Here is a 25,107-nt window from a genome sequence, read left to right as displayed (position 1 = left end):
GGGCAACGGCGACCGCATCGTCCTGGACCGGGTGCGCGTCCTCAGCCACCAGGACAGCCTGCGCCTCCAGGGACGCGCGTACGTGGCCGACTCGTACATCGAAGGAGACGTCGACTTCCTCTGGGGGACCGGCGGTGTGTTCGTCCGCGACTCCGAGCTCAAGGCGCTCGACCTCGGATACATCAGCCAGATCCGCAACGCTCCCGACGGGCCGGGCGTGGTCTTCTCCGGTACCCGCCTCACCCGCGGCCGGTCGTGGCGGACGGGTCCCAGCCGTCCAGCAGGGTCGCCGGATCGCGCCAGGTGAGCGCCTCGGCTTCGGTCAGTTGCCGTGAGCAGGACAGTCGCTGCGAGGTGTCCGCCGGAGCCCCGCGCAGGTCCGTGCTGCCGTACTCCCAGAAGCGCAGTTGCTGACCGCTCGTGCAGTCGAATCCGGTCAGACCCCAGCCGACGGGCGCCACATGCGCGTCCATGGCGGTGTCGATGAAGACGGCCTGGCTGGCGGGGAATCGGCTGTCGATGCGACTGAGCAGGACGCTGCCGTCGGCCACGCCCGGCGCGCGGGTGAGGCGGGTACCGGAGAAGACCACGCCCGGCCCGTCGGGAGCGTTGCGGATCTGGCTGATGTATCCGAGGTCGAGCGCCTTGAGCTCGGAGTCGCGGACGAACACACCGCCGGTCCCCCAGAGGAAGTCGACGTCTCCTTCGATGTACGAGTCGGCCACGTACGCGCGTCCCTGGAGGCGCAGGCTGTCCTGGTGGCTGAGGACGCGCACCCGGTCCAGGACGATGCGGTCGCCGTTGCCCCGGAACGCCTCGGACTGCGAGCCGCCGTCAGGGGTGAGGTTGTGCACGGTGATGCTCCCCAACCGGAAGTCGTCGGCGTCCACGCCGAACGCGGCACGCCAGCAGTTGAACCGGTCCGGTTGCGGCAGTACCCGCCGAGGGCAGTAGCTCTGCTCCGGAGGCACGTCAGCCATGGCGGAGTCGCCGTTGAGCACGCTGTTGTTGGGGTAGGCGACGACGGTGCGGCCGGCTCCGGAGCCGTTCACCCGCAGGTGCGGCCGGCTCTGGCCGATGTAGACGATCTCCCGGTAGGTGCCGGGGGCCACATCGATCGTGACCTCCTGCTCGTTCCCCTCCGGGACGAAGTCGACGGCGCCCTGCACCGTGCAGAAGTCGCCGCCGCCGTGTGCGTCCACGCGCAGTTCCGCGGTTCCGGGGCGGGGCGTGGCGGCGGTGCGGAACCGCCACGTACGGGGCGAGGTGATGCCCGCGTGCCCTTCGAAGAAGCCCGGGTCCACGGTGACGTAGTACTGCTTGCCCGGGTCCAGGGTGCGGTGCAGCAGGACGGTGGCGGTGCGGCCCTCGACGACGACCGGCTCGTAGGTCCAGCGATGCGGTTCGCCGTAGTCGGAGCGTGCCCCGCCGATGAGGCGCTGGTACGACGCCGGGTCGGCGAGGTCGATGGTGTCGACGGCGCTGCCGTCGGGGCGGTGCACGGTCAGGCGGCCCCCGGAGCCGACCCGGACGTCCTCGTCGAAGGTGAGGCGCAGGGGCGTGTCGGCGCAGACGGCGCCCGCGGTGCCGATGGGGGCGACCGCGGCCGGCGCTCCGGGGGGGTCGGGCAGGACCCCGGCCACTGCGGGCAGGGGTACGGCCGTCGGGGCGAGCAGGACGGCGAGGACGGACCCGGCGCGGAGCACCGGTCGTAACAGGGCAACGAGCTGACGTGATTTCGTTCGCATGGGAGCGGCTCCTCATCCCGGCATACCTATGGCATGCCAGCGATGGAAGCACATGACCCGCAGGGTGAACACCCCTTGTACAGCCCCGGAACGACGGCCCGTACGACGACTGCGGACCGACGCGGACAAGGCGGACCAGCCGGACCGACCGGGCCACTTCGCCATGGTCCGGCACCTGTCCGGACGGAAACCCACCGTCGGAAGCGCTGGTCGCGGCGGCGGGGGATCACCCTCGGCCATCTGGTTCGATCGCATCCCTGAGAGCAGCACTCCCTTGTGCCCGGCGGCCGCGGAAGACCGCCACGGGGCGCGCCGACGACGGCCCTCCAGGTGCTCGCGGGAACGATCTCGCCCAACGGGCGGACAGTTGGCCTACCAGTGGCATACCATGCGTCACGGGCGTGCAGGGCGAACGGTACGGTGGCCCGGACCACAGTCACGGAGTGCCAGGAGGACGGCATGACCCCACCGAAGGCGGATTCGACCCCGCGCGAACCGGCCACGTCGTCGATCGCCGCCACGGCAGATGAGAGCCTGGAGAACCGGGCCCGCAAGGCATTGGTGGACTGGCTGACCAAGGAGCACCCCGCTCCCGGCCAGCCGGTCCCTGTGCGGGAGTTCGCCCGGAGGCTGGGGATGAGCCGTACCCCTGTGCGCAGCGCGGTCGGCCGTCTCTACGAGCGCGGCCTGCTCGCCTACGACCCCGTCGCCGGTTTCACCGTCGCCATTCCCTCGCTGTCCAGCATCTACGAACTGTTCGAGCTGCGGCTGATGCTCGAATCGCACGCCCTGCGCCTCTTCGGGGAGCGCACCGACCGGCAGCCGCCGGCCCGGCTGCGCGAACTCGTGGACGAGGCCGACGTACTGGCCCGGGAGTCGGTGGAGGACCACACCCGCTACATCGACTTCCGGGAGAACGACGGCCGGTTCCACCGCGCCATGGTGGAACTGGGGGGGCTCCCCCGGTTGTTGGAGCTCCACGACGACCTGCATCTCAGCATCCATGTGACCCGCACCGGCATGGAGGCCCCCATCACCGCGTCCAGGCTGAACACCGCCGTCTCGGAACACCGCGCCGTGGTCGACGCGCTGGAACGAGGCGACCGGTCGGCGGCCCGGGACCTGTTGGAGGCGCACATCCTGCGGGTGCGTGACCAGACCATCGCCTTCCTAGCCCGTCCCACCATCTAGGGGAGACCATGTCGGGACCTGCGGTACCCACCAGCAACGCGCGCACCGCACACCGCCCGCTCCGACTGGAGCGACCGGAGCTGACCGGCGGACCGTGGCGCCGGTGGCGCGACGTCAACCGCGCCGTCAGCCTGCCGCTCGCCCGCGAGTGGCTGGAGCGCGCCGGCAATCTGGACAATCTCAGGATCGCCGCGGGGGATGCTGCCGGTGAGCACCGTGGTCCCGTCTACATGGACTCTGACGTGTACAAGGTCCTCGAAACAGCGGCCTGGGAACTCGGGTCCGCCGACGACCCCGATCTTGCCGGGTTCCTCGCGGACACGACCCGGTTACTGGCCCGCGCCCAGCGGGACGACGGATATCTCGACTCCGCCTACGACGTGAACCAGCCGGATCAGCGCTACAGCCGGCTGGTCGACAGCCACGAGATGTACTGTGCCGGCCATCTGATACAGGCCGCGGTGGCCGCCCACCGCACCACCGGCGACACCGCGCTGCTCGACGTCGCGCGCCGGTTCGCGGACCACCTCGCCGATGTGTTCCTGGAGCACGAGGGACCTGGACTGGACGGCCATCCCGAGATCGAGACCGCGCTCGTCGAGCTCTACCGGACGACGGGTGAGGAACGCCATCTCGCGCTGGCCTCCGTCTTCGTGGAGCGGCGCGGGCGGGGTCTGGTCGGCGCGCACAAGCACGGCAGAAGGCACCGTCAGGACCATCTGCCGGTGCGCGAGGCCCCGGCGGTCACCGGTCACGCGGTGCGGGGCCTCTATCTGGAGGCGGGAATCGTCGACCTCGCCTCGGAGACGGGCGACGACTCCCTGCTCGATGCCTCCGAGCGCCGCTGGCTGGACATGGTCGCCGCCCGGACGTCCCTGACCGGCGGTCTCGGCTCGCGCCAGGTCGGCGAGGTGTTCGGCGAACGGTACGAACTCCCGCCGGACCTCTCGTACAACGAGACGTGCGCGTCGGCCGCGAGCATCCAGTGGAGTTGGCGGCTGCTGCTGGCCACGGGCCGGGCACGGTACGCCGACCTGATCGAGCGCACCCTCTACAACGCGTTCGCCGCGGCGCGCTCGGCCGACGGCCGGACCTACTACAAGGGCAACCCGCTCCAGCGCCGGGCGGATCACGCCGAGGCCGTAGGCGATCCACGCTGCCGCGACGAGTGGTTCTTCTCCGCCTGCTGTCCTCCGGCGGTCACCCGGCTGGTCGCCTCCCTCGAACACTACGCCGCGACGGTCTCCGGGCACGCCGGTGTGCCGACCGTGCATCTGCACCAGTACGCGCCTGTCTCCCTGACCTCCCCCTTCGCCGGCGGCCGGATCGGGCTGCGGGTCGAGACGGACTACCCCTGGCAGGGCCGTGTCGCGATCACCGTCGCCGAAGCACCCGAAGGACCATGGGCGCTGGCGCTGCGCGTCCCGCCGTGGTCCACCCGGACCCGGCTGGACACCCCGGACCACAAGGACGTCGCGGTCACCGCCGACCAGGACGGGTACGCGGTGGTGGAGCGTGACTGGCGGGCCGGGGACACCGTGGTGCTGAATCTCGACATGACTCCCCGGCTGACGCTTCCGCACCCGCGCGTCGACGCGGTGCGCGGCTGCGCGGCCGTCGAACGCGGCCCGCTGGTCTACTGCTTCGAGCAGGCCGACCAGCAGGACGGCGCAGCGGTGGACGACCTGGCCATCCGCCCCGACACGGTCTTCGAGGAGGTCGCGCACGGCGACCTGGACGGTCTCGGCCCCGCTGTCACTCTGCGGGCCCCCGCCGTCGCCGTGTCAGGAGCCCATGAGGCGGGGCTCCCCTACCGCACGCTCGGCGGCCCCGCCGCCGTGGACACCGCACGGCCCGTCACCGCGACCGCAGTGCCCTACCACCTGTGGGACAACCGCGGTGACGGCGCGATGCGGGTCTGGATGCCGCTGTACGCCGGGGACACGGGGCCCGCCTCCGTGTGACCTCCCGGCGACCGCCCGGGCATCCGGCCCTGCGGCCGGCCGGTAACCGGCGCGCGGTCAGCCTCGAAGGGCACCAGGCAGCCCCGGGGGCTTTCGCTCCGGCGGACCACCGGGCGGCCTGGCCGGACGCCTCTCGCGGGCGGCGAATCGACCGTGGACCACCACCCATCTCACCGAGGAGACACACCTCCATGAGTGATCCGGTACGCAGACGACTTCTCCGCTTCGGCGCCCTGGCCGCCGCTGCGCTCCCGCTGGCCCGCTCCGGCGGCGCGGCAGCCGCCGGCCACGGCGGCCCCCGCTTCCCCGACGCCTGGTTCCCCGTGACCGACCACGGTGCGGTCGGCGACGGCGCCACCGACTGCACCGCCGCCGTCCGGGCGGCCGTGAGCGCCTGCCATGCGGCCGGCGGTGGGCACGTACTGATACCCGCCGGGCGCTGGGCCACGGGCCCCATCCACCTGCTCAGCGGCGTCGACCTGCACGTGGCCGAGGGCGCGACGGTGCTTTTCAGCACCGATCCGGCCGCCTACCTGCCGGTGGTGCGGACCCGCTGGCAGGGCATCGAGGTCTTCAACTACTCACCGATGATCTACGCCTATGGCCAGCACGGCATCGCGGTCACCGGGCGAGGAATCCTCGACGCCCGGAGCGACAACGCGCACTGGTGGCCGTGGAAGGGCTCCGGACAGTACGGCTGGCAGCCCGGAATGCCCAATGAGCGGGCCGACTGGGCGACTTTGGAGCAGTGGGGTGCACAGAACGTGCCGGTCGAGGAGCGTGTCCTCGGCGAGGGCCACTACTTGCGCCCCAGCTTCATCCAGCCGTACGCGTGCACGGACGTACTGATCGAGGGCGTCACGCTCCGCAACTCCGCTTTCTGGAACATCCATCCGGTGCTGAGCCGTGACATCACCGTGCGCGACGTCCGGATCGAGTGCGAGGGGCCCAACAGCGACGGCTGCGACCCCGATTCGTGCGAGAACGTAACGATCGAGCGCGTCACCTTCGCCACGCATGACGACTGCATCGCCATCAAGTCCGGCCGCGACCAGGACGGCCGACGGGTGGGCGTGCCGTCACGGCGCATCCGGATCCGGGACTGCGTGTACCTCAGCGGCGGAGCCGCTGTGGCGATCGGCAGCGAGATGAGCGGCGGCGTGTCGGACGTGCTCGCCCAGCGGCTCCGCCTGCCCTTCGACCCCGCCCTGGGCGAGGCGTCCGTAGCCTCCGTCCTGGTCGTCAAGTCCACCCCGGCAAGAGGCGGTTACGTCAGAGACATCCACGTCGTCGACGTGGATGCGCCGGCCTGGACGTACGTGCCGTTCGAGGTCACGTTCCAGTACGCCGGTGACGCCGGCGGTGCGACACCCGCCGAGGTGACCGGGCTCTCCGCTGCGCGCTGGTCGATGCGCGGCCCCTGCGAGTACCCGGTGCGCGTGCGGGCCCGGCCCGAGGCTCCGGTCAGCGACGTCACCCTGGACCGCCTGACCTTCGACGACGCCGCACAGGACATCCTGCTCCAGTCCGTGAACGACCTGACCGTGCGACACGTCATGGTCAACGGCCGCCTCCAGGAAGGCGCGCCGTAACCCCAGGAGACCTCTCTCGGCCCTGCCACACGCGTGGCCAACAGATGTCGCCGCACAGGGGGTTGACGCACCCGACGCTCATTCGTACGTTGATTTGCATGTCCACTCACCCACGCATAGATATTCAATCACCGAGTCCGGGTGAACCGGTCTACGGCGCCGGCGTCTGGCACTTCGCCACGTACGTCGACCGCTACGCCACCGACGGATACGGCGAACCCCGCACGGTCCTGGACGCCATCGAGCTGGCCGGTGCCGTCGGCGACCTGTCCGTGCTGGACCTCAACTGGCCCTTCCCTCCGGGGGGCATCAGCACCGCCGAGGTACGCGACGCGTTGGCCGAACAGAAGCTGCGGGCCATCGCCGTGACCCCCGAGTTCTACACCGGCAGGTTCGCCAGGGGCGGCTTCACCAACCCCGACCCGGCCGTGCGCCGCCAGGCCATCGACCTGGTCGCCGCCTCCGCCGAAGTGGGGCGCGAGCTCGGGGTCGAGTACGTGAAGATCTGGCCGGGACAGGACGGGTACGACTACCCCTTCCAGGCCGACTACACGGACCTGTGGGCCAAGTCGGTGGAAGCGCTGCGCGAACTCGCCCAGTCCTTTCCCGACGTGAACTTCGCCATCGAGTACAAGCCGCGTGAGCCCCGCAACCGGATGGTCTTCTCCTCCGTCGCGCGAACCCTACTCGCCATCGAGGACATGGGAGTGGACAACGTGGGGGTCCTGCTCGACTTCGGGCACTCGCTGTACGGAGGCGAGACCCCCGCGGAGGCCGCCCGGATGGCGATCGCCCGCTCGAAGCTCTTCGCCATCGACGTCAACGACAACTTCCGCGGCTGGGACGACGACATGGTCGTCGGATCCGTCCACCTTCTCGAGACGTTCGAGTTCTTCTTCGCCCTGCACGACGCCGGGTGGGACGGGGTGTGGCAGCTGGACCAGTTCCCCTTCCGCGAGGACCCCGTCGAGGCCGCGCGCGCCGGCATCCGCACGATGCGCGCCTTCCACCACGCCCTCGGCTACCTCGACCGCGACGCGCTGGCCATCGCTCAGGCCTCGCAGGACGCGCTCGGCGCCCAGCGCATCGCCAAGCGGGCACTGTTCCGTGCCCTCGCCGAGTCGGAGAGCGAGTCCGCGTGACCCCGACCGCGGAGGCCACCGCCCCGCTCGCCGTTGACGCACCCGCGGCCCGCGCCTACCACGGGACCGGCGCGCGCCTGCGCGCCGCCTCGCCCACCGAGGCAGCCGCCGAACTCGCCGGAATCTCCGCCTCCGTACGATGCGATGTCCTGACCACGATCCAGGCGGCGGGGATGGGGCATGTCGGCGGCGACCTCTCCGTCACCGATCTGCTGGTCACCGCGGTGTGGGGGACCCTGCGCATGCACCCGGACGAGCCGGACCACCCGCAGCGCGACCGCTTCGTGCTCAGCAAGGGACACTGCGCCGCGGCTCTGTACTCGACGCTCGCCTCCTGCGGGTTCTTCCCACGGGCCCGGCTACGCGAGTTCATGGCACCGCTGTCGCCGCTGAACGGCCACCCCGCCCGGCTCAAGGTGCCCGGCGTGGAGACCAACACCGGTCCGCTCGGTCACGGATTCCCCGTCGCCACCGGCATCGCACTCGGTTCGCTTCTACGGGGAGAGAGCTGGCGAACCGTCGTCGTCCTCGGCGACGGCGAGATGCAGGAAGGCAGCAACTGGGAGGCCGCCATGACGGCCGCCCACTACGGTCTCGCGAACCTCACCGCCGTGGTGGACCGGAACAGGCTTCAGCAGGGGGCCCGCACGGAGGACACCTCGTCCCTGGAACCCCTCGGCAGGAAGTGGGAGAGCTTCGGGTGGGAGGTCCGCGTCATCGACGGTCACGACCACCGGGCGATCAAGCAGGCGTACGCGCCGTCGACCACCGGACGCCCCGTCGCGGTCATCGCGCAGACGGTGAAAGGCAAGGGCGTCTCATTCATGGAGGACCGGGTCGAGTGGCACCACAAGGTACCCACCGACGAACAGGTACGCCTCGGACTTGCGGAGCTGGGCCGATGAACAGCCTTGCGCAGGAGGCGGTGCTGTACGACTGCCGGGTGGACTTCGCCACCGAGTTGGCCGCCCTGGCGCGTGCCGACGAGCGGATCGTGGCGGTGTGCAACGACTCGGTCGGCTCCAGCAACCTCGTGCGGTTCCGGGCGGAGTTCCCCACCCGGCTGATCAATGTCGGCATAGCCGAGCAGGACATGGTCGGTGTTGCCGCAGGGCTCGCCAACGCGGGATTCGTCCCGTTCGTGTCCGCGGCCGCACCGTTTCTCACCGGTCGCGCGCTGGAGCAGATCAAGGCGGACATCGCCTACACGCAACGGCACGTCGTCCTGTGCGGCCAGAGCCCGGGCATGGCGTACGGCGAACTGGGCCCCACCCACCACTCGATCGAGGATCTGTCGTGGATGCGCGCGGTCTCCGGCCTGGAGATCATCGTTCCGGCCGATCCGTCCGAGACCCGTGGCGCGGTGCGCTACGCCGCCGCGTCGGGCAGGCCCGCGTACATCCGCATCCCCCGGTTCAAGGTGCCCGCCGTCATGCCGGAGGGCACGGGGTTCGAGACCGGCCGGGCCACGCGGCTCACCGAGGGCCGGGACGTCACGCTGATCGCCGTCGGCACCATGGTCTCGCGTGCGCTGGAGGCCGCCCGCGTCCTCGGCGCGGAGGGCGTGTCGGCCCGCGTTCTCAACATGGCGTCAGTCGAACCGCTCGACGAGGCCGCCGTGGTCGCCGCCGCGCGGGAGACCGGGGCCATCGTCACCGCGGAGGAAGGACTGCTCTCCGGCGGGCTCGGCGCCGCGGTCACCAAGGTGGCGGCCGAGCACCATCCCGTACCCGTGTGGATGTTGGGTGTTCCGGGCTTCGCACCGACGGGCAGTGCGTCCTTCCTGCTCGACCACTTCGGCCTGAACGCCGAGGGGATGGCCGGCGCCGCACGATCGGCCATGGGACGGGCTCGATGAGGCCGCATCTGCTCGCTGTCGATCAGGGCACCAGTTCCACCAAAGCCCTGCTCCTCGACGCGGTCGGAGATGTCGTCGCCCGGGCCGTGATCCCGCTGGCACAATCGCACCCCGGCCCCGGCCGCGTGGAGCAGGATGCCCGGGCGCTCCTGGAGAGTGTGCGGACCGCCGTCGCCGACTGCCTGCGGGACGCCGATCCGCGCAGCGTGGCCGGTCTCGCTCTCAGCACGCAGCGCGAGTCGGTCGTCCTGTGGGACGCGGCGACGGGAGAGCCTGTGGCCCCGCTGGTCAGCTGGCAGGACCAGCGGGGCGGCGGGCTGGCGGCCCGCCTCGGCCACGAGGGTCACGGCGACGACATCCGGCGGCGTACCGGGCTCCCCCTCGACCCCATGTTCTCGGCCCTGAAGATGGCCGCGCTGCTCGACGAGTACGACCCCGGCCGCACCCGTGGGCTGCGGCTGGGCACCGTGGACGCGTTCCTTCTGCAGGCGCTCACCGGAGAGCCGGTCACCGAGATCGGCAACGCCTCCAGGACCCAACTGCTCAGCCTCGCCACCGGCGAGTGGGACGGAGAACTGCTCGGCCTGTTCGACATTCCGCGCCGGGCGCTGGCCCGGGTCGTGCCTTCCACCGGGCCGTTCGGAACGGTACGGCGGCTGGATCCGCTGCCGGACGGTACCCCCGTGCTCGCGGTGATGGGCGACTCGCACGCCGCGCTCTTCGCACACGGTGGATGGCGTCCCGGCATCGTGAAGGCCACGTACGGCACCGGCTCCTCCGTCATGACCGTCACGGACGAATCCCGGGCGGCCGAGAACCTGTGCACCACCATCGCCTGGTCCACCGGCCGCCCGGCCTACGCCCACGAGGCCAACATCCGCTCCACCGGGCGCACCGTCACCTGGCTCGCGGATCTCCTCGGTGCCTCCCCCGACGAACTGATCCGGCTCGCGGCCGGTGCCGACGCGGGTGACGTGACGCTGGTCCCGGCCTTCGGCGGGATCGGCGCTCCCTGGTGGGATGCGCGGGCGGTGCCCGTGCTGGCCGGGTTCGATCTCGGTACCGGTCGTGCTCAACTGGCTTGCGCGGCACTGGAGTCGGTTGCCTTCCAGGTCGGCGACGTACTCGCTGCCCTCCCTGCGGCACGGTACGTGGTGGCCGACGGCGGGCTCAGTCGCAGCGACGCCCTCATGCAGCTCCAGGCCGACGTCTCGGGCGTCACCGTGGCCCGCACCTCACACCATGAGATGTCCGCTGCGGGAGCGGCACATCTCGCAGGGCTCGGACTGGGTCTGTGGACGCTCGACGAACTGGCGGAACGGGCCGACAGCCGCCTGCGGTTCAGCCGGCCCGCATGGGACCGTGCGCGGCGTGACACTGCCCGGGCCCGGTGGCGACGACGGCTCGGCGCCGCCCGCGAGCTCGGAGCGGTCCGCCCGCCCAGTGAGTGAGGGCCAAGGCATCCGGAGAACGCGGAGATGTCGTGACCGGCGTGGATCCGCAGGCCCTGCCCCACCCCGCAACGCGGCACGAAGGCGAGTGGCGAGCCTGCGTGAAATCGGACGCATCACGCGGCGACCGTCTGCTCACCCGAGCATTCGACCGGCGATACATTGGCCGCGTTGGACACGTTCGGACTTGGAGAAGAGAGGCACGATGGCGGCAGGATGGTCGGATCCCGGACCTGACCATGTGCGGCTGCTGGTCAAGGTGGCCCGTATGTACCACGAGCGTGGTGTGCGGCAGCCCGAGATCGCGGCGCAGCTGAGCATGTCGCAGCCCCGTGTCTCCCGGCTCCTCAAGGAGGCGGTCGAGCGCGGTGTGGTGCGCACGGTGGTCGTCTCCCCCGACGGCGTTCACGCCGAGCTGGAGGAGGCCCTGGTCGAGCGCTTCGCGCTCCGGGACGCCGTCGTGGTCGAGGTGGAGGGCCCGGGAACGGACGTGATCCCGGCCCTCGCCGCCGCGACCGCCACCTACCTCGACGCCACGCTCAAGGGGGGCGACACCATCGGGGTCTCCTCGTGGAGCGCGACGCTCCTGGAGTCCGTGAAGATCATGCGGGCCAGGACGTCGTCCGTCGCCCACGAGGTCGTCCAGCTCCTCGGCGGCTCCGGCAGCCCGGAAGTACAGTTGCACGCCACACGCCTGACGAGCCGCCTGGCCGAACTGACAGGTGCCCAGCCGGTGTTCGCTCCGTCTGCCGCGCTGGTCGGCAGCCCGCAGCTGCGTGACCTGCTCTCAGAGGAACCGGCGATGGCCGAGACCATGCAGGCGTGGTCCCGGCTCACGCTGGCCCTGCTCGGGGTCGGCAGCCTCGACCCGTCGCCTCTGCTGCGCCGCTCCGGCAACGCGATCACCGACGAGGACCAGCGGGACCTCAGGGAACTGGGGGCAGTCGGTGACGTGTGCGCCCGGTACTTCGACGCCGACGGGCATGCCGTCGACGCGCGCTTCAACGACCGCCTCATCGGCATCGAACCCGACCGGCTGCGGGCGGTGGAACGCCGGATCGCGGTTGCCGGAGGCATGGACAAGGCTGCCGCGATCCGCGGTGCGGTGCTCGGCAAATGGGCCAACATCCTGATCACCGATGTCGAAGTGGCGAGGGAACTGCTGAAGTGACGCGCCGGGTCACGGCACGTGGACGCACAGGCCGCTGCCGCGGCTCCGGACCACCGGGGGCCGGGCCGCGGCGCAGCCCGTCGTCGCGCCGCTGACCGGTGGGCCGCTCCCCCGCGTCAGCGCCCCGTGGACCGGGCGGTCAGCAGGTACCGTCCGCCGCGGCGGGTATCGAAGGACACCACGCACTCCTCGGGCCGGCCGGCATCGGCACCCTCGACGTCCACCGGGTGCGGGGTCCGGACACGCACCGGGTTGCCGAGCAGCGAGCGCACCTCTGCGTGCGTGATCCCGTCCGCCGTCCACGCGAGATCGACCTCGAATCCGCCCCTGGCCCGCATCCCGCGGATGGAGCCGGCGGGCCAGGCGTCGGGAAGCGCCGGCAGCAGGGCGATCTCGTCGGCGTGGCTCTGCAGCAGCATCTCCGTCATGCCGGAGATCCCGCCGAAGTTGCCGTCGATCTGGAACGGCGGGTGCAGGTCGAAGAGATTGGGGGCGGTGCGCGCGGGGGTGAGCAGGTCCGCCAGGTGCTTGTAGGCCCGTGCCGGGTCCAGGAGCCTGGCCCACATGTTGATCTTCCAGGCGAGCGACCATCCCTGACCGGCCGCTCCGCGCAGTTCCAGGCTCTTCACCGCGGCAGCGGCGAGTTCGGGGGTCGTGCGCGGATTGATCTGCGCGCTCGGGAAGACGCCGTACAGGTGGGACACATGACGGCTGCGGACCAGCGCGGCCTCCTCCCAGTCCTCCAGCCACTCCTGGATCTGGCCGAGGTACCCGACCCGCGTGGGCGCGAGACGGTCGCGGACCTCACTGACCCGCTCGACGAGTCCGGCGTCCCTGCCCAGTTCCCGGGCGGCCTTCCGGTAGGCGTCGAACAGGTCCCGCAGCAGCTGCATGTCGATGGTGGGACCGGCACAGATACTGACGCTCTCGCCCTCGTCCTGGTGATGGGTGACCTCGGGAGACTGCGAGGGGTTGGTGACGAGCCAGCCGGTCTTCGCATCGACGACGAGCGTGTTGACGAAGAACTCCACCGCACCCTTCATCACCGGGTAGTTGCGGCTGAGCTCGCCCCTGTCACCCGTGAAGCGGTAGTGGTCCCAGAGCATCAGGCAGAGCCATGCGCCACCGGTCGGCCACATGCCGTACTGTGCGGCGTCCACGGGCGCGGTCCCCCGCCAGCCGTCCGTGTTGTGGTGCAGCACCCAGCCGGGTGCGTCGTACATCGCCTTGGCGGTACGGGTTCCGGACTCGGCCAGCTCGTGGACCATCTGCACGGCCGGGTCCCAGCACTCGGCCAGGTTGGCGGGTCCGGCCGGCCAGTAGTTCATCTCGAAGTTGATGTTGACGGTGTACTTGGACTCCCAGGCGGGGTTGAGGCTGTCGTTCCACAGGCCTTGGAGGTTGGCAGGCTGGCCCGGTGTCCGGGAGCAGGAGGCCAGCAGGTAGCGCCCGTACTGGAAGTACAGGGCGGCGAACTGCGGGTCCTTGCCGTCCGAGAAGAGCGGGATGCGCTGATCGGTGGGCAGAGCGGTCCGCTCCGAGGGCCCCAGGTCGATGGCGACCCGGGAGAACAGCTGCCGGTAGTCGGCCACGTGGCGGCTGCGCAGCTGCTGGTACGGGCGTCCGGCCGCCGGGGCGAGGTGGCGGCGGGCCCGGTCCTTGGGATCGGCTCCGGCATCCAGGTAATTGCGGTAACTCGTCGCCATGGAGATCAGCAGGGTCACGCTGTCGGCGTCCTCGACGGTCAGCACGCCGTCAGCGGTGGACACGCGGCCGCCCTCGGTCCTCGCCTGGGCGAGCGCGCGGAAGTGCACGGACCCGGGCAGGCCGTACCAGTCGCCGCTGACGCCGTCGAGCGCGACGGTGTGCGCGTCCACGGTGGAGCCGGTCGCCCGCTGGGGTGTGGTGAAACGGGCGGTGAAACCGATGGCGCCCGGTGTGTCGGCGGTCATCCGCACGACGATGACCTGGTCTGGGCTGCTGGCGAATACCTCCCGCACGTGGCGGACTCCGGCGCGCGTGTAGCCGGTGCGCGCGACGGCGGTCTCCAGGTCCAGCTCGCGTTCGTAGTCGGTCACTTCGCCCGTGCTGTCGAAGGCGAGTTCGAGGTCACCGAGCACTTGGTAGGCGACCTGCTCGGAGGGACTGCCGATGAAGTCGGTGTCGATGAGCCGCTGCGCCTGGTTCCACTTCTCCTCCACCACCAGGCGGCGGATCTCGTCCAGGTGTGTGCCGGCACCGGGACGGACGTAGTCGTGCGGGCCCCCGGCCCACAGGCTGTCCTCGTTGAGCTGGAGCCGCTCGGTGTCGGTTCCGCCGAAGACCATGGCGCCGATCCGTCCGTTGCCGACCGGCAGTGCCTCCAGCCATTCCGCCGCCGGGGACCGGTACCACAGGCGCATGGGGTTGGGGCCGTGCGCAGAGCCGCCGGCCGCCGGTGCGGCGCCACCGGCCGCTTCGGCCGCCTGTGCGTTTCCGGCGCTCAGAGCCATCGACGCCGCGGATGCTCCGGCTACAACCAGGACGTTCCGCCGGGACAACTCGGACATGGGGTGCCTCCAGATGTGTGGTGCGGTGCGGGCCCGCACCGGGGGTGCGGAGGTACGGGCCCGCACCGGTGGGGACCGTCGCCGGTCCCGCGGACGGGCCCGTACCTCTCGGGGTGTCCGGTCAGAGACCGGTCACTGGGTGTCGCCCTCGGGCAGCGGGTACGGGAAGTCGGCGGAGACACCGATCTTGTCGTACTCCATCTTCGAGGCGTCGTAACCGTCTTCCCAGTTGGCGTTCTTCACGTCGTTGCACTGGTAGCTCTGGTAGCTCTGGTCGGTGGTCTTGCCGACCTCGATGTCCTCGAAGCTGAACCCGCAGCCGCCGGCGTCCATGTGGACACCGCGGGTTCCGCTGTCCGGCATGGAACCGTCCGGGATCACATCGCCGATGACCATCTGGCGGACGTGGTTGTCGATCGTGTGCGGTTCGACGTTGCTGACTCCGTAGGTGTAGAAGGCGCCCATGTCACCGCTGTCCAGACCGGCCTGGTCGATGCGCAGGTACTCGAAGGTGTTGTCTCGGGCGTAGTCGTCCGCGGGAGCGACCTCGGGCCGCACTTCGAGGCTCACGCCGTAGCGCGCACTGTGCTTGATGTGGCTGTGGCTGATGGTGTTGTGACCGGTGTTCTGGAGCTCGATTCCGGAGGCGTCGCCGGGCACCAGTTCGCCGTAGTGGGTGATGTAGTTGTTGGTCAGCAGGTGGCCGTTGGAGGTGTTGCCCTCGCCCGGGTACGGGCCCTCCACCTTGATGCCGTCGCCGCCGATGTTCTCCAGCAGGCTGTCCCTGACCGTCAGTCCGTCGTTGGCGAAGAGCGCGTACACCGCGTGGTATCCGGTGTCGGATATGTGCAGCCGGGACAGGGTGATGTCCTTGCTGTTGGTCACGGTGACGGCGCCGAAGCGGTTGCGGGGAAGCTCGATCTGCCGGTCGTACTCCGGGTACTTGTGCGGCTCGCCGGAGTCGCCGTCGCTGATCCAGCCGTAGCGGTACCAGTCGACGAAGTCGGTGTACTGGAGCGAGAGCCCGTCCAGGGAGAGGTTCTGCACGCGCCGGTCCGGGCTGGGTCCGGCCAGGTTGAACAGCGTCTTCACGGTGGGCCGCAGAACGGTGACGTCGTTGATGTCACCACGCGGCTTGTAGTACACCTGGCCCTTCTTGAAGTCCATGTAGTACTCGCCCGCCTGGTCCAGGAAGTCCAGCGAGTTCTGCAGGAAGTACCGGGACCCCCCGCGGGAGTTCATCAGCGCGTAGCGGGTCCAGTACTTGAGGGTCATCTGGTTCTTCGCCGGGTTCCAGTCCCGGATCGGGACGGTGTCGGTGAACCAGCTCCAGCTGCCGCCCGACCAGACGACGGCCGAGGCCTGGTCGAGATTCCAGCTCGCGTCCCAGTCGCCGGGGCTGGAGTACAGCCACTGGCGGACGGCCTCCTTCTCCGGCTCGGAGAGCACGGAGGTCATGTAGGGGGCCCACTCGTCGTCGGACTTGCGGTTGGGATACCGGGCCGTGGTGGCACGCTTGCCGTCCTCGAAGAGGGTGTAGAAGGGCTTGTCCGTGCCGACGTCCGCACGGTAGATGCCGTCCTTGTACTCCTCCCAGCCGGTGACCGGGGCCGCGCCCATCACACGGGCCTTGCCCGCGCCGTCGTAGGAGCGGTAGACCACCCGGTGCCCGTCGGCACCCGAGTCCCGGTCGTCGAAGTCGATCGTGGTGGAGACCGGGTAGTCACCCGCGCGCAGATTGACGTTGATGTCGCACCGCATGCGCCCGGGACGGTTGAGGCCCTTGTCGCGGATGTGGTCGCGGGCGCCTTCGATGGTCTTGAAGGGGCTGGTCTCGGTGCCCTTGGCCCGGTCGCTGCCGTCGGGCGCGACGAAGAGATCGGTGGCCTTGCAGCCGGCCGCCCGCGCCTGCGCGTCGGGGACGTTCAGTGTCGCTCCGCTGACCAGCAGGGCGCCGGCCGCCAGCAGCAGGGGAAGTCTTGACCTGTCTCGTACGAGGGTGGTGAGGGGCATGAGGTCTCCTTGCCACGTGCGTTGTGTGGCTTTGTCGTTCGGGCGTGCGGCCGCCGGGAGGGCGCGGATCGTGGCGCACCGGGGCGTGCTCCTGCACGCGATGACGACGTCCGAGCACGTCATCGCGGCTTCACGTTCGGTCGGTCATCGCCCGCCGGTCACCGGGGCGCAGGACTGCTCCGCCCGGGCCGTACGTGCGCGGAAGGGCGCAGGAAGGATTCGGCCCGGGTAACCGCGGGCACGGGGTGCCGTCGCGCGGGCCGTCATGATCGGGGGCGGTCGCCCCCGGAGCGTTCCAGGTGTCCCGGACCGGGCCGGGGAGGGTGTTCAGGTCCGGACGGGAGGCACAGCGCCGGTTCTTCCGGACCCCGTCCCTCCGGTCCTACGTTCACGCAGCGTTTCCTCCTCGGGGGCTTCGCCGAGCACGATCTGGTGGGTCACTGGCTGAGCACGATAAGTAAGATGTTCGCGCCCGGTCGCCGTCAATACGCCGGAGCGAACAATAAGTTGATGTGTGCGGGACGTCATTCCCGTGGCCCTCCGAGTCATAAGTTCACCCAACCGTGGAGTGGCAAAGCCATGACATTCTCCGATCCGCAGGCGTTTCCCCAGCTCAGCGAGGAGGACCGGGCGGCCCTGTCCGACTACTCGCGCCGGCTGCCCGCGGCCGTGCGTCTGCGCAGCAGCATCGTCCTGGCCCTGGCCGAAGGGCTGACCAACGCCGAGGTGGCTCAGCGGTTCCAGGTCAGTCCCGCCACGGTGGCCAAGTGGCGGGACCGCTACGTGCGCCGGGGCGTCGCCGGACTGAGGGACGCCCCCCGCTCGGGCCGACCGCGCAGCGTGACCAGACGGGAGGCGGAGGCGCGCATCGCGGAGGTGCTCGCGCAGGCCGGCGACGGCACTCCGGTGCCGTCCACCCGCACCCTGTCGGACGCTCTGGGCCTGTCGCAGTCCACCGTGGCGCGCATCCGGCGCGAGCAGGCCGCCGAGCTGCCCGAGAGGGTGCAACCGCCGAAGGGCGGGCGCCGGCGAGGGGGCGGCCGAAGCACGGCGGGAACGGCCCCCGCCCCGGCACGCCTCCCGCACAGGCCGCCCTCGGACCACGTGTACGCGCTGCTGCGCGACTGGATCGTCAGCGGCGAACTCGCACCAGGTCAGCCGCTCGTGGAGGCGGACATCGCCCGCCGGGTGGGCACGGGCCAGGCACCGCCGCGCGAGGCGATCAAGCGCCTCGCGCACGAGGGCCTGGTGACCTCCCAGCCGCATCGCGGCACGCGCGTGGCCCGGATCCCCGAGCAACAGGCCCAGGACGTGAGGGACATCCGGGTCATGTTCGAGGAGTACGTGGCCCGTCGCACGGCCGGCCGCCTGGACGCCGAGCACACACGGCTGCTGACGGACGATGTGGCACGGCTGCGCCTCGCCGTGGACAACGGCGACATCGCGGCCTTCCGCAGCGCCGACATGTCGTTCCACCGGCATGTGTGCGCGGCCGCCGGCAACGACGCGCTGCTCCGGCTGTGGCGCGTGATCGAGACCAGCCTCTGGGATCTCCACGTACTGGGCGACCCCCGCTACGACGGCGGCTGGGGCGCGCTGGCCGAGCACCACGCGGATCTCCTGGAGGTCCTGCGCTCCGGGGATCCCGAGGTCGCCGGGTCGATGTTCGCCGCCCACGCCGCGGGCGAGGTGGACGGCTACCTGGCCGGCCCGCAAGGCCCGGGCGCCTCGGGCTGACAGCCGGGCGGCCTCGGGAACGCTCCGGCTCGACGGTCCGCACGGCGCGGGGCAGAACGCGGAACCGGGCCCCGGCCCACGGGCCTGGGCGGGGTATCACCGGACGCAGCCGCACGGGCGGACGGGAGTCGGGCCGGCCGGGACGGACCGTGTACGACCGGCCCGCGGGTGCGAGGTCGCCCCCCTCTGGTGCGGGCGACGGACCTGCCGGGGCCTGATCCGGGCTCATCGGGCACAGCATGTACTCCGACATGGCGTTTTGCCGTCCACGAACCGTGCAGCACAGGCGAGTTCGGCGTTACCGCAGAGCCTCCAGGTCGTCACTTGTATGATACGTTACGACTGTTGAAGGGGTGGCACGGGGCCTCCCCCTCGACGGCGCGACGCCATGGCCCGCGCCAAGAGAAAACGCCCCCGAAACATCAGCAAACGGCGCGGTCGTCGAGCGCGAGCCGCGTGCCCCGGCACCATCCCCCGCGGCCCGCGCCCGGACTTCCCGGACCACAGGTCACCGGTCCAGGGAAGCACCAGCCACCCCGGAGGCCTCCCGCGCCTCCGTCCAGGGGCTGCTAACGAGCACTCAGAGGGGGAGCAGATGAAGATCACCGGATACCGGTCCCTGCGGACCGTGCACAACTGGGGCCGCCCCGTCGGGGACGCGAACGGCTTCGTCGCCAGCGGGGTCACCGAAGTCCCGTTCATCCTGGTCGAAACCGACGGCGGTCTCACCGGCGTGGGCCTGGGGGCCCACACCGAGGCCCATCGGATCTTCCCCGCCATCGAGGGTCAGGACCCCCGGGCCGTCACCGCCCTCTACGACCGGATGCTGGCCCACACGTTCAAGGCCGGCCACGGCGGGTCCGTGTTCGGCACCATCGGCGCCTTCGACATGGCGCTGTGGGACCTCAAGGCGAAGATGGCCGGTGAACCACTGTGGCGCACACTCGGCGCCGCCGACCGCTTCGTTCCCGGTTACGCCTCCGGCCTGGACATCGCCCTGGACGACGAGCAACTCGTCGCGCTGTACACCGGCTGGGCCGAACGCGGCTTCACCGGAGCCAAGATCAAGGGCGGACTCGACACCGACCGCGACATCACGCGGCTCAACGCGGTGGCGGACGTACTACGAGCCACCACCCGCTCCCCCGCCCTGATGCTCGACGTCAACGAGACCTGGGGCAGGCACCAGGCGGTGCGGCTGCTGGCCCGCATCGAGAGCCACGTCGACCTCACCTGGATCGAGGAACCGGTCCGCCGGTGGGACGTGTCAGGCAACCGGGCCGTCGGGCGAGCCGCACGCACTGCCGTCGCCACCGGCGAGAACCTGACCGGACTGGAGCAGTTCCGTCCTCTCCTGGCCGGGGACGCCGTGCAGGTGGTGCAGACCGGCAGCGTCTGGGGCATCACCCACTTCCTCCGGGTCGCCACCCTCGCCCACGGCCAGGACCTGCCCGTCAGCCCGGTCGGATACGAGACCAACCCCCTCGCCCACGCCGCCGCCGCGACCCCCAACCACCTCGTCACCGAAGTGCAGGACACCTCGGCCCCGGTGGGACTCACCGTGGACCAGGAGATCGCCCACGGCGGTATCGTCCTCGGTGACTCCGTGGGGCTCGGCATCACCGTCGACGAGGCGGCGATCGCACGGCTCGAGGAGACGGCCGGCTGGGCCCAGCCGGCCGGACCCCACGTCCGGCCGTCCGATGCCGGCCTGCGCCTCGTGGCCGAGTCCGGAGATGACGGCCGGCCCACCGACAACGCTGCCGTCGGGCGCGCCCGGAAGGGGATCGCCCCGTGACACGACCACGCGCCGTCCTCGCGATGAACCCGCCGGGTCTGCCCGGCTCCCTCTTCGACGAGAACGCGTTCGCCCGCCTTCGCCGGGCCGCCGACATCGACACCGGCCTCGTTCTCACCGAACTGGACTCCGCCCGCTCACGGGAGACCCTGGCCGGAGCGGACATCCTCGTGGCGGGCTGGAACGCCCCCGTCGTCCGCGCCGCCCACCTCCCGTATGTCTCCCGGCTGCGGGCCGTCGTCTACGCGGGCGGTGTCGCCGCGACCTGCCTGGAGGATCCCCAGTCCTTCGCTGCCCGCGGGGTGGTCGCCGCCAACGCCCGGGCCGCCAACTCCGTTCCGGTGGCCGAGTACACGCTCGCCATGATCCTTCTGGCCGGCAAGCGGGCGCTGCCCGCCGCGCGGGCGTTCCGGCGTTCCAGGAGCGTTCCGGACCATCCGGCCACGCACTCCGTACCCGGCAACTACCGGCAGACCGTGGGCATCGTCGGCGCCTCCACAGTGGGTCGCGCGGTCCTCGCCCTGCTCCGCTCCTTCGATGTCGACGTGCTCCTGTACGACCCCACCCTCACCGCGGAGGAGGCCAACGGCCTCGGTGCACGGCCGGTGCCGCTCGACGAACTCATGAGAAGCAGTCACGTCGTGTCCCTGCACCAGCCGCTCACACCGCGAACGCGGGGGCAGATCGACGCGGGCCTGCTCGCCCTCATGCGCGACGGGGCAACGCTCGTGAACACCGCCCGTGGAGCCGTCGTCGACCAGGACGCCCTGACCGCGGAGCTCGGCAGCGGCCGGATCGACGCCGTACTCGACGTCACCGACCCCGAACCGCTCCCCGCGGACAGTGGCCTGTGGTCGCTGGACAACGTCGTGCTCACCCCGCACCTCGCCGGTTCCATGGGCGGTGAGCTGCACCGGATCGGAGACGCCGTCGTCGACGAGGTGGAGCGGTTCGCGTCGGGCCGTCCGTTCGCCCACCCGGAGGACCTCGCGGCCTCCGCGCGCGCCAGGGTCCGGTGAGGCGCACATGCGTACCCGAACCGCCGCACGCACCCCGGCTCTGACAGAACTCGGCTTCGGCGCAGCACAGTTGGGCAACCTCGGACGGGTCACGAGCGACGAGGACGCCTCGGGCGCCGTCGACGCGGCCTGGCGGAGCGGCGTCCGCTACTTCGACACGGCCCCGCACTACGGGCTCGGGCTGTCCGAACGCCGCCTCGGCGCGGCCCTCTCGCGGCGTCCCCGGTCCCAGTACACCGTCTCCACCAAAGTGGGCCGGCTGCTGGTGCCGAGTCCGCGGACGGCACACCTCGGCGACGACGGCGGATTCGTGGTGCCCGCGGCGTTCCGCCGCAGCTGGGACTTCAGCCGGGACGGGATCCTGCGGTCCCTGGAGGCCAGTCTGGAACGTCTCGGCCTGGACCACGTCGACATCGTCTATCTCCACGACCCCGACGACCACTGGCAGGAGGCGTCCACGACAGGCGTCGAGACCCTCGTCGAACTGCGCGACCAGGGGGTGGTGAAGGCGGTGGGCGCCGGAATGAACCGGACCGGGATGCTCACCGAGTTCGTACGCCGCTGCGACGTGGACATCGTCATGGTGGCCGGCCGCCACACCCTGCTCGACCACTCCGCCGCGGACGAACTGCTCCCGCTCGCCCTGGAGAGGGGCGTGGGCGTCATCGCCGCCGCGGTGTACAACTCCGGGCTGCTCGCGGCTCCCCGCCCACCGATGCACGCCACCTACGACTACCGGCCGGCCTCCCGTGAAGTGCTCGGCCGGGCCACCGCGATCGCCGATGTCTGCGAGCGGCACGGCAGCAGCCTCCCGGAGGCCGCCATCGCCCACCCCCTGCGACACCCGGCGGTCACCTCGGTGGTCCTCGGCGCACGGAACGCCCACCAGTCCCGCATCAACGCCGAGCGGCTGGCGGCCCTGGTCCCCGACACCCTCTGGGACGAACTGACCGCGCTGTCCCTGCTTCCCGCGAGCCCGGCGACGCTGGCCGCGGACGGACGGACATGAACGTCACCGGCTCCGCGCGGCCGGATGCCGCACGGCCGTGTCATCACTACGGAAGGAACGCCATGGAACACCGTACGCCCGAGCCGGACACGGCCGCACTCGCCGGCTGGCTGCACAGCTGGATCACGGAGGAAGGCGCGGTCAACGGCTTCCACAACCACAGCGTGTGGGGCACGAACCCCTTCACCTTCCTCGACTTCACCAGCGGGCACACCACGTTCGCCGGCCCGGCCGTCGGGGCCTTCGCACAGGCCCTGGCGCAGCAGCCCGACGAGCGGGGCATCGCGCTGCTGCGGCGTCTGGTGCGCTACCAGGCCACGGAGTTCCAGGACGACGGCCAGTACCAGCACATCGGCTTCCAGGTCGGTGAGTCGGCGACCACCGGCCTCATCCACAACGCCGTCGGCAGCCTCGGTGTGCTGCTCGCGCTGAAGCACGCACGTCATCTGCTGCCCGACGACGAGGTGGACGCCGCGCTCGCGGCCGTACGCCGCAATCTCGACGCGTGCGAGATGTACGGGGGCGGCCGGGCCGGTGAGGACGGCACCTGCAACCAGGAGTACGCCCGGGTGTGGGTCAAACAGCTCTACACGGAGCTGGCCGACGACAAGACCTACGCGGAGCAGATACCCGAGGACCTCGCCACCCTGGTGCGCCTGTTCCACCACCGGGGTGTACCCGACGCGGACAGCTCCGGCACGTTCCGCACCGTGCAGGACCGTACCGAGGGCGGCATTCTGGAACCGGCCGAGTACTACGGCCTCATGATCGTCCCCTTGGTGCTCGGCTACCGTGCCCAGGGCGATCCGGAGCTGCTGGCCGAGGCGAGGCGGCTGTGCCGGCACGTGGCCCGCTCGGCGTGGACCGACGAAACCGGCGCCGTCCGCTACCACCGCTACTGGTACGTCCAGGGCGACCGCGCCCTGAAGACGGACACTCCCATGCTGATCGCGGGCATGGGCCTGACGCTCTACGGCATCCACGAGGTGCTGGCCGAGGGTCCCGACGCCGAGCTGGAAGCGTTCACCGAGTCGTGCCTGGCCACCTATGCGGGCTACCAGACGCCCGGTGGCTACTTCGCCTCCGCCAGTGGCTGGCACAACGAGGCCGACATCGCGCCCAGCACCGCCTGGCACGCCCACGACCTGATGTTCCTGATGGCGCGACTGGGACCGGGCGACGGCTTCTGGGACAAGGTGCTTGCCCCCCGGGACCGGCAGTCGGTACTGATCAGCGACCGCGCCTTCTGGGCCGAGTCCGGCGTCCACTGGTGCGTGCGGTCACCGCTGACCGCGGGGGACCTGCACATCTACGGACGCAAGGACAAGGCCATCTTCACCCGGGAGTTCTTCGCCTGGACCGACCGTGAGCCGCTGCCCGAGGACCTGCGGTATCCGGCCGCGCTCGAGTTCTTCGTCGCCAACGACGGCATCTACCGCGTCGACGGCGACGAGGCACTCACCGACATCACGGCCGTCGGCCCCCTGCCCTACCGGGGGCGGCTGTGACACCGGGGCACGACCCGCATCCGCACCCCCCGCAGTCCAGCGAACGTTGATCACCAGCTTTCCCTACCGAGGAAAAGAGAGTCGACAATGATGTCTGCCAACCGAGGGAGCAAGGCGCGCGGAGCCGCCCTTGCCGCTGTGGTTCCGCTGCTGCTCCTCGCGGCCTGCTCATCGGGCTCCGGTACGTCCGGCGGCAAGGACGGCGAGATCCGGATGATGGTCAACCTGACCGACAACCTCGACCGGGCCTACTGGGAGAAGCTGGTCAAGCCGTTCGAGGACGAGACGGGTCTGAAGGTGAAGATCGAGGGCCCGACCGGCAAGTCCGTCGCCGAGTCCTTCCCCCAGCAACTTGCCGCGGGGACCGCCCCCGATGTCATCCAGTCCATCTTCCCTGACGACGACACGGCTCCGGAGCTGGTCGACCTCAGCGGTGAGGCCTGGGCCAAGGGGACCCCGATGTTCGACGCGTACGCCATCGGCGACACGCACTTCGCCGTCGGCGTAGGCACCCAGACCCAGTCGCTCGTCTACTACAACAAGACCGCGTTCGAGAAGGCCGGCATCACCGCGACTCCGACCACATGGAAGGAGATGACGGCCGATCTGGGCAAGCTCAAGAAGGCCGGCTACACGCCGATGCAGACCGCGGGCGACTACCAGACCGGCCTCCAGCTCCAGCAGATCTACCACCCGACGCTCAACGAGCTCCACCCGAAGTGGCAGAGCGCCGTCACGGACGAGAAGCTCACCGTGGGCGATGCCTACAAGCCCGCCTTCCAGATGTACGCGGACTGGATCGACGCCGGATACATAGCCAAGAGCGACGCCGGGCTCAACCCCTCGCAGGCGGACGGTAACTTCATCGCCGGCAAGGCCGGTCTCTACACCAACGGCAGCTGGTTCGCCGCCACGCTGGCCAAGGCCGGGAAACTGCCCTTCGAGGTGGGCGTGTTCTCCCCGCCCGCCGCTGACGGCAAGAGCTATCCCGGTCCGCAGGGCGCCACCATGGCCAACCCGTACATGGTCCACAAGGGCGCGTCGGACGAAGCCGGCGCGAAGCGGCTGGTGGAGTTCCTCGTGACCGACCCGGCGGCCGTCAAGGCACAGCTCGGTTCCGACGGGGTGTTCCGCCAGGAGTCGGACGTCAAGCAGACCGGAACCGACGCCCTGATCCAGGGCATTCTCGATCATGCTCCCGCGCTCGTCGCCGTGGGCGAGGGCCAGGGCAATGTCCGGCTGCCGGTGACGGGCTTCAACCCCGAGTTCACCGAGGTCGCTCAGAGCCTCTACACGGGGGCGAGCCCGGCCGAGGCCGCCAAGGCCATCGACCAGTGGACCGACGAGAACCGCTGAC

17 protein-coding genes and 1 pseudogene are annotated in these 25,107 nt (G+C 70.7%); 15 read left to right on the top strand and 3 right to left on the bottom strand.

Features of this window, described 5'->3' with window-relative positions; genetic code table 11:
• Nucleotides 1-307, top strand: a pseudogene (locus EAO72_RS15640) (hypothetical protein); the annotation flags it as partial.
• On the opposite strand, the gene EAO72_RS15635 reads toward EAO72_RS15640, so the two are convergent.
• Nucleotides 240-1,748 (bottom strand): pectinesterase family protein, encoded by a 1,509-nt coding sequence (locus EAO72_RS15635; RefSeq protein ID WP_148017944.1) that lies wholly within the window; start codon nt 1,746-1,748, stop codon nt 240-242. The pseudogene EAO72_RS15640 and the gene EAO72_RS15635 sit on opposite strands and share 68 nt — an antisense overlap.
• Nucleotides 1,749-2,207: 459 nt before the next feature.
• On the opposite strand from EAO72_RS15635, the gene EAO72_RS15630 reads away from it, so the two are divergent.
• From EAO72_RS15630 to EAO72_RS15595, 8 genes are all read left to right on the top strand, one after another.
• Nucleotides 2,208-2,939: a GntR family transcriptional regulator gene (locus EAO72_RS15630; RefSeq protein WP_148017943.1), complete on the top strand. Its 732-nt coding sequence runs from the start codon at nt 2,208-2,210 to the stop codon at nt 2,937-2,939.
• Between the two features lie 8 nt (nt 2,940-2,947).
• Nucleotides 2,948-4,903, top strand: a complete 1,956-nt coding sequence (locus EAO72_RS15625; RefSeq protein WP_148017942.1) for a glycoside hydrolase family 127 protein — start codon at nt 2,948-2,950, stop codon at nt 4,901-4,903.
• 191 nt (nt 4,904-5,094) lie between these two features.
• Entirely contained in the window at nt 5,095-6,495 is a 1,401-nt protein-coding gene (locus tag EAO72_RS15620) for a glycoside hydrolase family 28 protein (RefSeq protein WP_148017941.1), read from the top strand.
• 98 nt (nt 6,496-6,593) lie between these two features.
• Nucleotides 6,594-7,637: a sugar phosphate isomerase/epimerase family protein gene (locus EAO72_RS15615; RefSeq protein ID WP_148017940.1), complete on the top strand. Its 1,044-nt coding sequence runs from the start codon at nt 6,594-6,596 to the stop codon at nt 7,635-7,637.
• Nucleotides 7,634-8,542, top strand: coding sequence for a transketolase (locus EAO72_RS15610; protein WP_261991488.1), 909 nt, complete (start codon nt 7,634-7,636; stop codon nt 8,540-8,542). Before EAO72_RS15615 ends, EAO72_RS15610 begins: the two co-directional genes overlap by 4 nt.
• Nucleotides 8,539-9,495 (top strand): transketolase family protein, encoded by a 957-nt coding sequence (locus EAO72_RS15605; RefSeq protein WP_148017939.1) that lies wholly within the window; start codon nt 8,539-8,541, stop codon nt 9,493-9,495. The genes EAO72_RS15610 and EAO72_RS15605 overlap by 4 nt, the downstream gene beginning before the upstream one ends.
• Nucleotides 9,492-10,946: an FGGY family carbohydrate kinase gene (locus EAO72_RS15600; RefSeq protein WP_148017938.1), complete on the top strand. Its 1,455-nt coding sequence runs from the start codon at nt 9,492-9,494 to the stop codon at nt 10,944-10,946. The genes EAO72_RS15605 and EAO72_RS15600 overlap by 4 nt, the downstream gene beginning before the upstream one ends.
• A gap of 268 nt (nt 10,947-11,214) precedes the next feature.
• A complete protein-coding gene (locus EAO72_RS15595; protein WP_261991487.1) occupies nt 11,215-12,117 on the top strand; it encodes a sugar-binding transcriptional regulator in 903 nt (300 codons plus the stop codon).
• 116 nt (nt 12,118-12,233) lie between these two features.
• Here EAO72_RS15595 and EAO72_RS15590 read toward each other — a convergent pair whose 3' ends face one another.
• Nucleotides 12,234-14,666, bottom strand: coding sequence for a glycoside hydrolase family 95 protein (locus EAO72_RS15590; protein WP_148017936.1), 2,433 nt, complete (start codon nt 14,664-14,666; stop codon nt 12,234-12,236).
• Nucleotides 14,667-14,798: 132 nt separating this feature from the next.
• Nucleotides 14,799-16,679, bottom strand: a complete 1,881-nt coding sequence (locus EAO72_RS15585; protein WP_148017935.1) for a right-handed parallel beta-helix repeat-containing protein — start codon at nt 16,677-16,679, stop codon at nt 14,799-14,801.
• Between the two features lie 579 nt (nt 16,680-17,258).
• Between EAO72_RS15585 and EAO72_RS15580 the strand changes: the two genes are divergently transcribed.
• The 6 genes from EAO72_RS15580 (at nt 17,259) to EAO72_RS15555 (ending at nt 25,106) form a co-directional block, all read left to right on the top strand.
• Nucleotides 17,259-18,416 (top strand): GntR family transcriptional regulator, encoded by a 1,158-nt coding sequence (locus tag EAO72_RS15580; RefSeq protein ID WP_187285065.1) that lies wholly within the window; start codon nt 17,259-17,261, stop codon nt 18,414-18,416.
• 595 nt (nt 18,417-19,011) lie between these two features.
• Nucleotides 19,012-20,214: a mandelate racemase/muconate lactonizing enzyme family protein gene (locus EAO72_RS15575; protein ID WP_148017933.1), complete on the top strand. Its 1,203-nt coding sequence runs from the start codon at nt 19,012-19,014 to the stop codon at nt 20,212-20,214.
• Nucleotides 20,211-21,233 carry a hydroxyacid dehydrogenase gene (locus EAO72_RS15570; RefSeq protein ID WP_148017932.1) on the top strand — a complete coding sequence of 341 codons (1,023 nt, stop codon included), beginning with the start codon at nt 20,211-20,213 and terminating at the stop codon, nt 21,231-21,233. Before EAO72_RS15575 ends, EAO72_RS15570 begins: the two co-directional genes overlap by 4 nt.
• A 7-nt stretch (nt 21,234-21,240) precedes the next feature.
• Nucleotides 21,241-22,242, top strand: a complete 1,002-nt coding sequence (locus tag EAO72_RS15565) for an aldo/keto reductase (protein WP_148017931.1) — start codon at nt 21,241-21,243, stop codon at nt 22,240-22,242.
• A gap of 62 nt (nt 22,243-22,304) precedes the next feature.
• On the top strand, nt 22,305-23,750 hold the full coding sequence (locus EAO72_RS15560) for a hypothetical protein (RefSeq protein WP_187285064.1): 1,446 nt from the start codon (nt 22,305-22,307) through the stop codon (nt 23,748-23,750).
• A gap of 90 nt (nt 23,751-23,840) precedes the next feature.
• Entirely contained in the window at nt 23,841-25,106 is a 1,266-nt protein-coding gene (locus EAO72_RS15555) for an ABC transporter substrate-binding protein (protein ID WP_261991485.1), read from the top strand.
• Nucleotide 25,107 lies beyond the last annotated feature (1 nt).

Origin of the sequence: Streptomyces sp. OR43 (genome assembly GCF_008042275.1) — a bacterium.
In the GTDB taxonomy this organism is placed as follows: domain Bacteria; phylum Actinomycetota; class Actinomycetes; order Streptomycetales; family Streptomycetaceae; genus Streptomyces.
This window is presented reverse-complemented; position numbering and strand designations above follow the sequence as displayed.

Excerpts from the sequence above, each read along its gene's own strand:
- EAO72_RS15620 (WP_148017941.1), top strand. The coding sequence starts at position 5,095 with ATGAGTGATCCGGTACGCAGACGACTTCTCCGCTTCGGCGCCCTGGCC.
- EAO72_RS15580 (WP_187285065.1), top strand. The coding sequence starts at position 17,259 with ATGACATTCTCCGATCCGCAGGCGTTTCCCCAGCTCAGCGAGGAGGAC.
- EAO72_RS15615 (WP_148017940.1), top strand. The coding sequence starts at position 6,594 with ATGTCCACTCACCCACGCATAGATATTCAATCACCGAGTCCGGGTGAA.
- EAO72_RS15575 (WP_148017933.1), top strand. The coding sequence starts at position 19,012 with ATGAAGATCACCGGATACCGGTCCCTGCGGACCGTGCACAACTGGGGC.
- EAO72_RS15560 (WP_187285064.1), top strand. The coding sequence starts at position 22,305 with ATGGAACACCGTACGCCCGAGCCGGACACGGCCGCACTCGCCGGCTGG.
- EAO72_RS15630 (WP_148017943.1), top strand. The coding sequence starts at position 2,208 with ATGACCCCACCGAAGGCGGATTCGACCCCGCGCGAACCGGCCACGTCG.
- EAO72_RS15595 (WP_261991487.1), top strand. The coding sequence starts at position 11,215 with ATGTACCACGAGCGTGGTGTGCGGCAGCCCGAGATCGCGGCGCAGCTG.
- EAO72_RS15605 (WP_148017939.1), top strand. The coding sequence starts at position 8,539 with ATGAACAGCCTTGCGCAGGAGGCGGTGCTGTACGACTGCCGGGTGGAC.
- EAO72_RS15590 (WP_148017936.1), bottom strand. The coding sequence starts at position 14,666 with ATGTCCGAGTTGTCCCGGCGGAACGTCCTGGTTGTAGCCGGAGCATCC.
- EAO72_RS15585 (WP_148017935.1), bottom strand. The coding sequence starts at position 16,679 with ATGCCCCTCACCACCCTCGTACGAGACAGGTCAAGACTTCCCCTGCTG.
- EAO72_RS15555 (WP_261991485.1), top strand. The coding sequence starts at position 23,841 with ATGTCTGCCAACCGAGGGAGCAAGGCGCGCGGAGCCGCCCTTGCCGCT.
- EAO72_RS15635 (WP_148017944.1), bottom strand. The coding sequence starts at position 1,748 with ATGCGAACGAAATCACGTCAGCTCGTTGCCCTGTTACGACCGGTGCTC.
- EAO72_RS15600 (WP_148017938.1), top strand. The coding sequence starts at position 9,492 with ATGAGGCCGCATCTGCTCGCTGTCGATCAGGGCACCAGTTCCACCAAA.
- EAO72_RS15565 (WP_148017931.1), top strand. The coding sequence starts at position 21,241 with ATGCGTACCCGAACCGCCGCACGCACCCCGGCTCTGACAGAACTCGGC.
- EAO72_RS15625 (WP_148017942.1), top strand. The coding sequence starts at position 2,948 with ATGTCGGGACCTGCGGTACCCACCAGCAACGCGCGCACCGCACACCGC.